This window comes from Streptomyces sp. NPDC107522 (assembly GCF_055657525.1).
Genome location: NZ_JBVKAU010000021.1, coordinates 132,221 through 144,893, shown reverse-complemented (window position 1 = coordinate 144,893; position 12,673 = coordinate 132,221). Strand labels below are relative to the sequence as shown.

Here is a 12,673-nt window from a genome sequence, read left to right as displayed (position 1 = left end):
GTGCGGTCAAGAGGGTGTCTAACTCGGTCGTCACAACCCGATGTTGGACACCCTCCCGGCGTCCGTGAACCCCGCAATCGGAACTACTCGTCTAGCAGCTGGGGACGGAACCCTTCCCCGACTCCAGCGCCTCCAGCGCGTTCACCGCGCCCGTCAGTGTGGTCACGGGGATCAGCCGGAGGCCCTTCGGCAGTTCTGCCTTCGCGTCGGAGCACTCGTCCTTCGGGACCAGGAAGACCGTCGCCCCGTCCCGCTTGGCCGCCTGGGTCTTGAGGGACACGCCGCCGACCGCGCCGACCTTGCCGGCGGGGTCGATCGTGCCCGTGCCGGCGATGGTGCGGCCGCCGGTGAGGTCGCCGCCTTCGCCGTTGCCGTCGAGCTTGTCGATGATGCCCAGGGAGAACAGGAGGCCGGCGCTGGGGCCGCCCACGTCGGCGAGCCTCAGGGTGACCTTGATGTTCTTGTCGGCCAGGTCCAGGTGGTTCAGCGCGGCCTCGGTCGCGGCGTCCTGGGACTCCTTCATCTGCTCGGTGTTGTACTGCTCGATCTCCCGGGTGCTCTTGCCGCTCGGATAGACCGAGTCGCGGGGCATGACCGCCCGGTCCGTGCGGAACCAGGCGTCGACCAGGTCGCCGAGCCGCACATCCGCGTCGGGGCCCGAGGCCACGATCGTCGTCATACGCAGCTCCCCGCTCGTGTCACGGGTCGGCGCACCGGAGATCGTGATCACTGGCTCGCCCTTGTCCTCGCCCAGTACGTCCGTGGTCTGGCCGGGCTGCGTCAGCGAGAAGGGCAGCGGCGCGAAGGCCGCCGTGGCGAGCAGGGCCACGACCGGCAGGGCGCAGACGGCGACGGCCCGGGGGCGCGTGAGACGAGAGAACACGGGATCAATCTAACGTGACGGTGAGTTCCGGCCAGGTGCAGGTCGGAGCTGCCCAGGGTGCCCCACCAAGGTCACATACAGGTCTCGTCAGGCGGCCGCGTACAAGTCTCGCCGTTCCTCGGTGAAGCGCCGCAGCGCCTCCGGCAGCGGCTCCACCCCGGTCCCCGGCGACCTCGGCACCGGCAGATGGCCGTCCACCAGCACGAACGGCTCCGCGATGTCCTCGGCGAAGTAGCGGCTGGACGCCGAGGTGTCCCCGGGGAGCGTGCAGCCGGGCAGGGCGGCCAGCGCCAGGTTCGGTGCGCGGCCGATGCCGGTCTCCAGCATGCCGCCGCACCACACCGGCACCCCGTGCGCGTACGCCACGTCATGCACCCGCCGAGCCTCCAGGTACCCGCCGACCCGCGCGGGCTTCACGTTCACGACCCGGCAGGCGTCCATCGCGATCGCGGACGCGGTGTCGCGGGCGTTGTGCAGGGACTCGTCCAGGCAGACGGGCGTCGCGAGGCGCTGCTGGAGGCGGGCGTGGGCGTACAGGTCGTTCTCCGCGAGCGGCTCCTCGATCAGCAGCAGTCCGAACTCGTCCAGCCGCCGCAGATGCTCGGCGTCCGCGAGCGTGTACGCCGTGTTGGCGTCGACCTGCAGCGGCAGCTCCGCCCCGAAGCGTTCACGCACGGCCCGTACGGGTTCCAGGTCCCAGCCGGGCTCGATCTTCAGCTTGATCCGGACGTAGCCCTCGGCGAGATACCCCTCGACGGCGTCCAGCAACTCGGCGAGCGTCCGCTTGATCCCGACCGACACCCCGGCCGGCACCCGCTCCCGCACCGCCCCGAGATACGTCGCCAGCGGCATCCCGTACGACCGCAGCTCCGCGTCGAGGACCGCCGTCTCCAGCGCGGCCTTCGCCAGCTCGTGCCCCTTGATCCTCGCCATCACCGGGGCGAGGTGGGCCGTACCGAGCACAGGGAGCGCGGCGGCGCGCGGCAGCAGGAAGTCGCGCAGCACGATCTCCGCGCCGGCCACGAACTCCGAGCAGTACAGCGGCTCGGGGCCGCCCGCGAACTCCGACCAGCCCTCGGCCGTGTCCGTGACGACGTGCAGCAGGAAGGTGTCCTTCGTCGTCATCGTGCCGAAGGACGTACGGAAGGGGCTGACCAGCGGAATCGCCACGTGGACGATCTCGACGCGCTCCAGTTTCACGCGGCGGCCTCCCGGCGGGTGAGCGTGTACCAGCCGTCCCGGGACATCGACGTCGCCGTGAACCCGTCGGCGAAGGCCTTGGTGAACACCTCACGCACGGCCCGCCGCCAGCGCAAAGCGAGCGCCGGGTCCGCGGCCCGCAGCGCGACCACGTCGTCAGGCACGCGACACCATATGTACCGCTCGTCGGGATCCCGGCGGGCGAGGGGCTCCCCGTCGGGAGCGGTGTGGCTGGCGGGGGCGGTGCGGCGGTCGGCGACCACCTCGCCAGGTTGACCGTACGACGGTGAAGGCGCCGTGAGGTCCCAGGTCACCGTCAGCCGGTCGCTCTCGTCGCCGTCGTTCACGCCGTCGGCCATCGGACCGTAGAAGTCGACGACGTAGTCGGTCCCCTCGGCGCCCAGCTTGACCAGGTTGAAGCGGGCGTTACGGCCGACCAGCGGGTCGAAGGTCCAGCGCATGGTCCTGGCCCCGTTCTCCAGGGCCCACTCCCGCTGTGCCTGCTTGACGTGGATGCCGAGCCCTCGGTCGGCGGCGGTGATGAGGGAGTACGTCTCTCTGGCCGCGGGCGGCCCGAACACCGCGACGGACGCCCCGACCAGCCGCGCCCCGTCGTACGCGGCGTGCACCGCACCACCCGCGTGGGCGAGGCTGTGCAGCGTCTCGGGCAGTAATGGCGGGGCACTGCGAGGCGTCTGCCATACGTCGCTGAAGAAGTCGGCGACGGCCGCGAACCCGGCGACGTCGTCGACGGTGCGGATGCTGAGTGAGGTCATGAGTCGAGTGTCGGAGGCGGCGCCCGCCCCTGCCTAGAGCGCGGGCGGGCACGCGGCCTCCGACCGGACGCCCCCTCAGCGCAGCGCCTCCGCCACCTCTCGCGCCGCGTCCACGACCCGCGGCCCGACCCGCTCCGGCACCGCGTCGGCCAGCATCACCACACCCACGCTGCCCTCGACCCCGGTCACGCCCAGCAGCGGCGCGGCCGCCCCGCTCGCTCCTGCCTCCAACTCGCCGTGCGTCAGGGTGTATCCGGGCTCCCCGCTCGGCTGCTGCCGCGCCGCGAGTATCGCCCGCCCCGCAGCCCCGCGGTCCAGGGGATGCCGGAACCCGGCCCGATAGGCCACGTGATAGTCCGTCCAGGTCGGCTCGACCACGGCGACGGCGAGCGCCTCCGTGCCGTCGACCAGCGTCAGATGAGCCGTCGCCCCGATGTCCTCGGCCAGCGAACGCAGCGCCGGCAGCGCGGCCTCGCGTACCAGCGGATGCACCTGCCGGCCCAGCCGCAGCACGCCGAGCCCGACCCGGGCACGGCCGCCCAGGTCACGGCGTACGAGTGCGTGCTGTTCGAGCGTGGCGAGCAGCCGGTACACGACGGTCCGGTTCACGCCCAGTTTGTGGGATAGCTCGGTGACGGTCAGCCCGTGGTCCGTATCGGCCAGCAGCTTGAGGACACGCAGTCCTCGGTCGAGCGTCTGAGAGGTCTCCGCGGTCACGACGCCCACTCCTTAAGTGGTGAGGTCGGCGACCCCTTCGCGGCGGATGCGTGCACCGAGTCCCGTCGGTGACGCGCTTCAGAGGCCGCCGATCGGCCGGCGGCCCGGAATCCTTTCCGGACCGCGTCGCTTCACGGCTGCGCTCCGCGGCGGCGCTGCCACGGGGCGTGTGCGTAGCGGGACATTAGCGAAGCCGGTTCGCTGAGCGGAAGGCTCCGTCCAGAATCCGGGCAGTGGGCGGTACGGACCGCGCCCGTTTGCCCTGAAACGCACAGGGCGTGAAGCGCCCCTCAGGGGCGCGGGGAACTGCGCGACAAGCCCCCACCGGCCCGCGGCAAAGCACGACGAGCACCCCCCAAAAAAACCGGCCCAGGCACAGCGCCCAGCGTTACCGCATGCGGGTGGCCCACTCCTGCACCTTGGCGATCCGCTGCCGCAACTGCCCCGCCGTCGCCTCGGCGCTCGGCGGTCCACCGCACACCCGCCGCAGCTCGGTGTGGATCACCCCGTGCGGCTTGCCGCTCTGATGGACGTACGCGCTGACCATGGTGTTGAGCTGCTTGCGGAGCTCCATCATCTCCTTGTGCGTGACGACGGGCCGCCGCTCGGCGGGCAGTTCGAGGAGGTCGGCCTCGGAATCCGGCTTCTTGCGGCTGTGCGCGATCTGCCGGGCCTGTCGCTTCTGGAGCAGCAGCTGGACCTGCTCGGGCTCCAGCAGCCCGGGGATCCCGAGGTAGTCCTGCTCCTCCTCGCTCCCCGGGTGGGCCTGCATGCCGAACTCGGCACCGTCGTAGAGCACCCGGTCGAAGACGGCGTCGGACTCCAGCGCCTCGAACGGCAGCATGTCCTGTTCGCCGGTGTCCTCGTCCTGCTCCTTGTTCGCCTCCTCCATCTCCTTCTCGGATTCGGCGTACGGGTCCTCCTCGCCCTCCTTCTTCGGCTTGTCGAGGGCGTGGTCGCGCTCGACCTCCATCTCGTTGGCGAAGGTGAGCAGGTCCGGGATGGTCGGCAGGAAGACGGACGCGGTCTCGCCGCGCCGCCGGGACCGTACGAAACGGCCGACGGCCTGGGCGAAGAACAGGGGGGTCGAGATGGTGGTGGCGTACACCCCGACGGCGAGCCGCGGGACGTCCACGCCCTCCGACACCATCCGCACCGCGACCATCCAGCGGTCGTTGTTGTTGCTGAACTCGTCGATGCGGTCGGACGCGCCGGCGTCGTCGGAGAGGACGAGGGTCGCCTTGTTGCCGGTGATCTCGCGGATGAGCTTGGCGTAGGCGCGGGCGGAGTCCTGGTCGGAGGCGATGACGAGGGCGCCGGCGTCCGGGATGGCCTTCCTGACCTCGGTGAGCCGCTGGTCGGCGGCGCGCAGCACGCTGGGCATCCAGTCGCCGCGCGGGTCGAGGGCGGTACGCCAGGCCTGGCTGACGGCGTCCTTGGTCATGGGCTCACCGAGCCGGGCGGCGATCTCGTCCCCCGCCTTGGTCCGCCAGCGCATGTTGCCGCTGTAGGAGAGGAAGATGACGGGCCGCACGACGCCGTCCGTGAGCGCGGACCCGTAGCCGTACGTGTAGTCGGCGGCGGACCGCCGGATGCCCGCGTTGTCCTCCTCGTACGTCACGAAGGGGATGGGGTTGGTGTCGGACCGGAAGGGCGTGCCGGTGAGGGCGAGCCGACGCGTGGCGGGCTCGAAGGCCTCGAGGCAGGCCTCGCCCCAGGACTTGGAGTCACCGGCGTGGTGGATCTCGTCGAGGATGACGAGCGTCTTGCGCTGCTCGACCCGGTTGCGGTGCAGCATGGGCCGCACGCCGACACCCGCGTACGTCACGGCGACGCCGTGGTACTCCTTGCCGAGCGGGCCCGCGCTGTACTCGGGATCGAGCTTGATCCCTATCCGCCCGGCCGCCTCCGCCCACTGCTTCTTCAGATGCTCGGTCGGCGCGACCACGGTGACCTGCTGCACGACATGGTGGTGCAGCAGCCAGGACGCGAGGGTCAGGGCGAAGGTCGTCTTCCCGGCGCCGGGCGTGGCGACCGCGAGGAAATCACGCGGCTGCTCCTGGATGTACTTCTCCATCGCCCCCTGCTGCCAGGCACGCAGCTTGCTGGCGGTGCCCCAGGGGGCGCGGCCGGGGAAGGCGGGCGAGAGGTGGTGGGAGTGGGAACTGGAGCTGGCGGCGGTGGTAGTCACGGTCTCCGGAGAGGGGTCGGGCGGCTCGGCTACGTATGACAACCGGGCCACCCTACCGGCGGCCCGTGGGTGTCAATGGGCGGACAAGGCCGGAGCGCCCATGGGTGGGACCGAGGTCACAGTCAGCGCGCGAAGCGCGGCAACTGGGCCGCGATCTTGGGTACGTCCAAGGCGCCCTGACAAACGTCGAGAACGAACCGCTCGGCCTCGTCCACGTCGAATTCCGCGTCCAAGGGATGGCCGTTCATGTGCAGGAAGACCCAGGTCGCGTACCAGGCGATACGCTTGTTGCCGTCCACGAGGCCGTGGTTTCGGGCGAGGGACTCCATCAACGCGGCAGCCTTCTGCCACACGTCCGGATAGGCGTCCTGGCCGAACACACTCGATTGTGGACGTGCCAGGGCCGAGTCCAGCAGCCCGTAGTCGCGCACCTCGTCCGCCCCGAGCCGCTGTGCGAGGTTCATCAGCTCGGGCAGAGTGAGGTAGTGCATCAGGCGAGCCTCCGGTTCAGCTCGGCGCTGGCCTTCAGCACGTGCTCGGCGGCCTCGTTGAACAGCCGCGAGTGTTCGTTTATGGCCGCAATCACCGCGTCGTGCGCGAAGGCCTGCATGCTGCGCCCCTCGGCCGCCGCACGGTCACGCAGGGCGTCGAGCTCTTCGTCCGTAAACCGCAGGTTCAGTCCAGCCATGCCTTAACGGTACTACGTCGTACCACTCGGTGTCACCGGGATTCGGCCCGCAACCGCGTAGTCACCCAAGCCCCCACCAACGCCACCCCCGCCATCGGCAGGAACACCGCCGCGAACGCCGTCGGATGCGCCCCGGCACCGGACGCCCCCACCGCCGTATGACTCACCGCACCCCCACCCAGCGCGGCGAACGCCGCCCCGCCCGCCGAAAGGAGGACGACGTTGGACAGGGCGTCGGATATCTGGAGCGCGGCGGAGTTGGTGCCGGCCTCCTCGGGGGCGGAGAGGTGGAGCAGGAGCACGCTGCTGGAAGAGATCACCAGCCCCATCCCGAAGCACCCGAACGCCCACGCCACGGCAACGGTCCAGGCGGGCACGGAGTCGATCAGCACACTCGGCGCCGCAGCGATCGCGGCAGCGACCAGCAGCATCCCGACCGTCATCAACCGCTCCCGATACGGCTCCACCCGCGGCCGCGACTGCACCCACGACCCCAGCGCCCACGTCCCCCCGCCCGCCGCGAGCGAGAACCCGGCGAGCGTCGGCGACAGCCCCCGCTGGGTGACCAGCATCAGCGGCACGAAGGACTCCGCGGCGATGAACGACCCCGCGGCGACCCCGCGCAACAGCACCACGGACGGCAGCCCGCGCGCCGCCCGGTAGGTGCCGCGCGGAAGCAGCCCGAGCACGGCCGGCACGAGGAGCGCGGCACCGATGGCGCCGGGGACGAGCGAGAGCCACCGCAGGTCCTGGGCGGCGTACTGCAACAGCCCCGCACCGAGCGAGATGCCGAGGGCGAGCCGGATACGCCGCCGGTCGAAGGAGGCGCTGCCCGCCGCGCCGTCGACCGGCCCCGCCGCCCGGCGCCGTATCTGCGGCAGCGCGAGCGCGAGCGGAAAGACGACGAGCACCGGAATCCCGACGAACACCCAGCGCCAGCCCAGATGCTCGGTCACCGCCCCGGAGGCCAGCGGCCCCACGATCGACGGCACGACCCAGCTCGCCGCGAACGCCGCCATGATCGCCGGCCGCAACCGCTCGGGGTAGGCCCGCCCGACGACGACGTACAGCGCGACGATGACGAGCCCTCCACCGAGCCCCTGCACGGCCCGCCCGAGAATGAACAGCCACATGGCCCCGGCGGTCCCCGCGAGCAGCAGCCCGGCACCGAAGGCCGCGATCCCTGTCGTCAGCGCCCCCAACGGCCCCCGCCGGTCCGACCACTGCCCCGCGAGCACCATCCCGAACAGGCTGGTCGTGAAGTACCCCGAGAACGCGAAGGCGTACAACGACACCCCGTCCAGCTCCCGCGCCGCCACCGGCATCGCCGTCCCGACGGCGGTCGCCTCGAAGGCAATGAGCAGCACGACGGAGACGATCCCGACACTGAGGGCCCTGTACGACCTGCTCAGCACGGTCCCCTCGGACTCGGGGACCGAGGGCACACCGGATGTCTTCGCGACGTCGGCGCCGCGCGGCTCGAGGGCAGTCATGGTCGCCAGCGTAAGGGCCACAACTGACATTGGCCCCTGTCGGGAGACGGCCCCGCCCTGGGACCTTGGTCGTACGACCGGGGTTTCATGAACGGGGTGTGGCAGTCCCATTGCAGGACCGCCGATCTCCTTGAGCCCCTCCCCGACCCACCCGTACGGTCGACTCACCGATCAAGCCGGACCGACCGGACTTGGACGACGGCCGTGTGCCCGAGTGGTTCAGGGGCTCGCCTGCAAAGCGAGTTACGTGGGTTCGATTCCCGCCACGGCCTCCATACCGGCATTACGGCCGACCACTGGCGGGTGGTCGGCCGGCTGTGTCCCCGAGTGGTTCAGGGGCTCGGAGCGCTCAGAACCCCGTGCAGTCCGGCAGCGCGAGGAGGATGTCCGGCTGATCACCGTCAGCATCGGTCTTCAGGTACTTGGCGCCGCTGGTCCGGGTGGCAACGATCACCCTCACCTCACCACCCCCGGGGCGTTCGACGAAGAAGTGGGCTCCCGCCTCGATCCGGGCGATGGCATCCGCTGACGCCAGCGACCAGCCAGGCCCGCCCAGTGTGAGGATGCGCCACGTTCCGCCCGGTTCCGGGCGGCGGCTGGTGCAGGTGACGCGGATCTGGGGCCAGCGAATTGTGGTTGCTGCCTGGGTGACCGCGGCAGCCCCGCCGTCCGAGCGCAGCATCGTCAGCCGGTAGGTATAGGTGCCATCGAGGCCCTTGTAGTCAAAACCACCCGTGGTGGCGCCGAGCCAGAAGGCGTAGAGGCGGGAGGATGTGTTTGCGGCGACGGAGCGGCGGTGCCACTCGCCGGTGAGTGCGTCCGACCCGTTGAACGGATCCTCCGTGACGAGCACACGCCATGGGCCACCCTCGTGCTGAACCTCGATCTTGATCTGGACGTCCTGGCGCTGCGGTGCGGCGAAGCGGAACATCAAGGTGGGGGGAAGGAACACGACGAAACCAGAAGCGGCGAACTCCGTGATCGCCGCAACTGCCCACCGGACGGTGTAGAGCGCCTTGAACTTGCCGAGTCGGCCCCAGACGACCGACCGCACCGCTGCACGAACCCGAACGCCGTCGTCGCCGGCCGGCTCGATGAGCGCGCCGGTCATCCGTGCGTTACCGAAGACGAGAGTATCCACGTAACTCTCCGGCCCTACGTGCTCGGTGGCGATCGCGTAGTGTGCGGGCGAAGGCGCTGGTCCTGGTGGGCGCATGATGACGTCGATCTCTTGTCGGCGGTCGTCGAACAGCGCCGAGGCGGCAACCAGTGCGACGCCATAGAGTTCTTCGTCCTTCGACACCGGCGGTAGCACTGTGATCAGGTCGGTGGGATGGATCTCGGTGGCCCGGACCGGGCTTTCCTCGGCATCGTTGGAGATCCCACGCCGCCACCAGCCGACAGCGTGAACGGCGGGTGAGGAGCCGTCGACATGGGACCGGTCGGCGATCAGTGAGCCGGAGACCTCCACGTACGGCGGCTTGTCGCCGCCGGCCGGAAAACGCGGGTCGAACGGCCACATGGTTCCGGCGTTGACATTCGGAAAATCCGGGCTGTCGCCGAAGGTCCAGCCGACAGGCTGCGGTACGCCACGTGTGTTGCCGGATTTCCAACCGTTGATTTCCAGATGGATGTACGCGGTGCCAGCCCAGGTGAAGAAGTCCGCCTTGCCGCCGACAACGGTGCGCGTGTGGTCGGTGAAGTTTCCGATCCGCATAAGAGCATTGAGGTCGAAGCCCTGCGCGACCGCCCAGACAGTGTCGAGGTCAAGCCAGTAGTGCCAGTCGTCCCACCCCTCTTCCGAGTTGGTGGTGTATTCAGGCGGCAGTGGGTGCAGCCATCCACGCAGCGTCACCGAACGCATCTCGTGGCCCTGGCTGACCACACGTGTGGTCGGCTCGGTGCGGATGACGAAGTGCTTGCCGAGCTCGGCACCAAACTGATGGTTGAGCGGCGGATAGGCCAGGGAGCCTGGAATGTCGCTGGCCGTGCGCAGTGGTGCGACGGGTAGTGCATTCAGCGTTGCCTGGTCAACCACCCGGACCTCCGAGGCCAGGCGTTGCATGACGTCCAGGACGTTGGACTGCACACTTCCCACCCGGCATCGCCGACCGTCGAACACCGCCCAGAGGTCGTCAGCGTCGGGCAGCCGGAGCAGTGAGCCGTCTGGGAACGCCATGATCCACCTCACGCCGATATGAACACCCGGTGGTCGGTTCAGGTCCTGGTGCGTGCGGCCTGCCTTTTCAGCAGCCGTACCAGCACTACGGTGGCTACCGCTGTCCCGGCTACCAGCGGGATATCGATCAGCAGAAACTCCCACCCGATCCGGAACTCCCCGCTGATCACCGTGGCGAGCACACCCAGGGCCGCGGCGACAGCTGCGCCCAGCCAGATCCGCAGCCCGGGGCGAAGCACGCCCACGAAAAGACCCAGAAGCGCTCCAGCCGCAAGGGGAAACAGCTCGTTGATCACGGTCTGGCCTCCTCATCATCTGGTGCAGGCCCGGCCGACAGGCTCAAGGCCGCGGTCTCGGCCGGGGTTTCGGGGCCCGATGTTCCGCTCTCCATCCCTCGCAGCGGCAGCTGCTGTTGTCAATCGGTGTCGCTGTCCGCGGGGTTGGAGCTCCCTTCGGTGGCCGGTGAGTCGTTGTGCGGAGCGCGTTCCTCGACCTTCCGCACTACTTTCGTGCGCCCCCGGAGTCTCGGACTCCACCATGCCCCCGGGCCGCAAGGCCTCCTCCCCGATCCCCTCACAAACAGCAGCACAACCCCAGACGCCTTCCAGATGTCCAGGACATGACTGGACGGCAATCCTCCGGTCGTCGTGCTTCCTGTCCTGACGAGGAGACCCATCCGTGCGCCAGCGCATCCGCCCCCCACACCTGCGCCCCTCGGCGGCCTTCGTGGCCGCTGCCGCAATCGCTGCTGCCGTTCCCGCGGTCGTCGCTCCCGCGGCGTATGCCGAGGAGGGCGCGCCTTCCCTGGTGATCTCGAGTCTGCCGGGGACGTCTCCGAAGCCCGGTGACGTGTACGACGAGTCCGTCGTCGTCACCAACAAGGGCACGGCGGCCGCGGACGGCATCAGCTTCCGAGTCCGGCTGACCCGGGGGCTCGACTTCCCCGAGCCCGTCGCGGGCTGCACCTACTCGACCCTCGAGAACGAGGTCAGGCAGGCGCTCTGCGAGCTCGACACCGTCATCGAGCCCGGCGCCTCGATCGAGACGCCCGTGCGGTTCAAGGCGCTGCCCAAGGCGCTGATGGAGGCCGTCGAGTACGGCACCGGGCCCACCGGTGAGACCCCGGGTGAGGGGTTCGACGACAGCTACCGGCGTCTGGCTCTGACCGCGGACAGCTCGGCCGATCTCGTCGCGGTCGGGGAGTGGACCGAGGCGCTCGCCGGCAACAAGCAGTCGGTCACGGTACGGCTGCGCAACGACGGTCCCGGCTGGATCCAGAACAACGACAGCGACGACCAGCCCGCACTCATGGTGCAGATCCCGCCGGGCGCCTCCGCCGTGGAGGTCCCGAAGGAATGCGCGCCGTTCGGGATCGACGGTCCGTCCGCACCCGGGGGAACGCCCGGCAAGCCCAAGTACGTCTGCTCCCCCGACGACCACACCATCGAGGTCGGCGAGTCTCTCGCGTACACCTTCATGCTGAAGATCGGCGCCGATGTGAAGGGCACCATCAAGGGCGAGGTGAAGGCGACCTCCGTCTACGACATCCACCCCGCCTTCGACAAGAACACCGCCAACGACAAGGACTGGCTCCGCATCGACATCCCCACCGACAACGAGGACGGCCCCGCCACCTCCGGCGGCTCCTCCACCGGCGGCGGCTCGACGGACGGCGGCTCCACGACGGGCGGCGACGGCAACGACCCCGCCGGCCAGTCCACCGGCGGCATGGGCAGCACCGGCGGCTCGGGGTCCGCGTCGGCCGGCACCTCGACCGGCGGCTCCACCACCGGAACCGTCGACGGCAACCTCGCCAGCACCGGCTCCGACGGCACCCCCCTCATCGCCGGCGCCGCAGCCGCCGCGGCAGCTCTCGGTGGCGTCCTGGTCATGGCCGTACGCCGTCGCCGCGCGGCGTCCGCCAAGTCCTGACGGCATCAACCCCTGAGGCTGACGACATCGGCCCCTGAGGCCGGCGGCCGGAGCAGCCGGCCCGGCCTCAGGGACTCGCCGTCACCCCCGCGCCACGTGGGCCTGGAGCAGGCGCGGCGAGTTCTCGAAGCCCCGGCGGGCGTACGCGGGGATCGCCCGGGGCGAGGAGTGGACTGTGACCCGCTCCAGGCCGAGGTCCCTCGCCCTGGCCAAGGTCTCCGTGATCAGCCGGCCGCCGAGCCCCGCGTCGCGCGCCTCCGGGACCACGTACACGCACTGGAGGTCGCCGGAGGCCCGGTTCAGCGCGTGCGGTGTCGGGACGCGGTGCACGACGGCCAGCCAGGCCATGCCGATGATCCGTCCGTCACCGCTGACCACAACCATGCAGCGGTGCGAGGATTCGTTCTGCTCGGCCCAGGCGACGAAGTGACGGACGAAGTCCTCACGGTCGACGGCTGCCGGTGCAGCACGGTCGTTCTCAAGGATCCAGTGCCAGCGCAGGGCGGCGACGGCCGCCAAGTCGCCGGGCTCGGCCGGGCGGATGGTGATGTCGTCGTCCATACGGGCATTGTGGATCTGTCGTCCCCCTGCCCGCCGGTCATTTCACCGGACGC

12 protein-coding genes and 1 tRNA gene are annotated in these 12,673 nt (G+C 70.1%); 2 read left to right on the top strand and 11 right to left on the bottom strand.

The genetic code is table 11. The annotated features are described in order from the left end of the window. Positions 1-91: 91 nt before the first annotated feature. From ACZ7L6_RS38980 to ACZ7L6_RS38945, 8 genes are all read right to left on the bottom strand, one after another. Positions 92-883 carry a YlbL family protein gene (locus ACZ7L6_RS38980; RefSeq protein WP_471932468.1) on the bottom strand — a complete coding sequence of 264 codons (792 nt, stop codon included), beginning with the start codon at positions 881-883 and terminating at the stop codon, positions 92-94. A gap of 87 nt (positions 884-970) precedes the next feature. Then, a complete protein-coding gene (gene menC / locus ACZ7L6_RS38975; RefSeq protein WP_471932466.1) occupies positions 971-2,083 on the bottom strand; it encodes an o-succinylbenzoate synthase in 1,113 nt (370 codons plus the stop codon). Then, positions 2,080-2,859 carry a chorismate synthase gene (locus ACZ7L6_RS38970; protein ID WP_471932464.1) on the bottom strand — a complete coding sequence of 260 codons (780 nt, stop codon included), beginning with the start codon at positions 2,857-2,859 and terminating at the stop codon, positions 2,080-2,082. Before ACZ7L6_RS38970 ends, menC begins: the two co-directional genes overlap by 4 nt. A 75-nt stretch (positions 2,860-2,934) precedes the next feature. Beyond that, on the bottom strand, positions 2,935-3,576 hold the full coding sequence (locus ACZ7L6_RS38965) for an IclR family transcriptional regulator (RefSeq protein WP_398828234.1): 642 nt from the start codon (positions 3,574-3,576) through the stop codon (positions 2,935-2,937). 388 nt (positions 3,577-3,964) lie between these two features. Beyond that, a complete protein-coding gene (locus ACZ7L6_RS38960) occupies positions 3,965-5,767 on the bottom strand; it encodes a DEAD/DEAH box helicase (RefSeq protein ID WP_471932462.1) in 1,803 nt (600 codons plus the stop codon). 122 nt (positions 5,768-5,889) lie between these two features. Next, positions 5,890-6,258 carry a type II toxin-antitoxin system death-on-curing family toxin gene (locus tag ACZ7L6_RS38955; protein WP_471932460.1) on the bottom strand — a complete coding sequence of 123 codons (369 nt, stop codon included), beginning with the start codon at positions 6,256-6,258 and terminating at the stop codon, positions 5,890-5,892. Next, positions 6,258-6,455: a hypothetical protein gene (locus tag ACZ7L6_RS38950; RefSeq protein WP_391443628.1), complete on the bottom strand. Its 198-nt coding sequence runs from the start codon at positions 6,453-6,455 to the stop codon at positions 6,258-6,260. The genes ACZ7L6_RS38955 and ACZ7L6_RS38950 overlap by 1 nt, the downstream gene beginning before the upstream one ends. Positions 6,456-6,487: 32 nt before the next feature. Next, positions 6,488-7,948 (bottom strand): MFS transporter, encoded by a 1,461-nt coding sequence (locus ACZ7L6_RS38945; protein ID WP_471932458.1) that lies wholly within the window; start codon positions 7,946-7,948, stop codon positions 6,488-6,490. A gap of 200 nt (positions 7,949-8,148) precedes the next feature. Here ACZ7L6_RS38945 and ACZ7L6_RS38940 point away from each other — a divergent pair. Beyond that, positions 8,149-8,223: transfer RNA gene (locus tag ACZ7L6_RS38940), tRNA-Cys, on the top strand. Between the two features lie 74 nt (positions 8,224-8,297). Here the strand turns inward: ACZ7L6_RS38940 and ACZ7L6_RS38935 are convergent. Further along, positions 8,298-10,127, bottom strand: coding sequence for a DUF3892 domain-containing protein (locus ACZ7L6_RS38935; RefSeq protein WP_471932456.1), 1,830 nt, complete (start codon positions 10,125-10,127; stop codon positions 8,298-8,300). Between the two features lie 38 nt (positions 10,128-10,165). Continuing rightward, the gene (locus tag ACZ7L6_RS38930; protein ID WP_471932454.1) at positions 10,166-10,423 is read right to left on the bottom strand and encodes a hypothetical protein; all 258 of its coding nucleotides are present in this window, start codon (positions 10,421-10,423) and stop codon (positions 10,166-10,168) included. 382 nt (positions 10,424-10,805) lie between these two features. On the opposite strand from ACZ7L6_RS38930, the gene ACZ7L6_RS38925 reads away from it, so the two are divergent. Further along, positions 10,806-12,059, top strand: coding sequence for an LPXTG cell wall anchor domain-containing protein (locus ACZ7L6_RS38925; protein WP_471932452.1), 1,254 nt, complete (start codon positions 10,806-10,808; stop codon positions 12,057-12,059). A gap of 81 nt (positions 12,060-12,140) precedes the next feature. Here the strand turns inward: ACZ7L6_RS38925 and ACZ7L6_RS38920 are convergent, their stop codons facing one another. After that, on the bottom strand, positions 12,141-12,620 hold the full coding sequence (locus tag ACZ7L6_RS38920; protein WP_471932450.1) for a GNAT family N-acetyltransferase: 480 nt from the start codon (positions 12,618-12,620) through the stop codon (positions 12,141-12,143). Between the last annotated feature and the right edge of the window lie 53 nt (positions 12,621-12,673).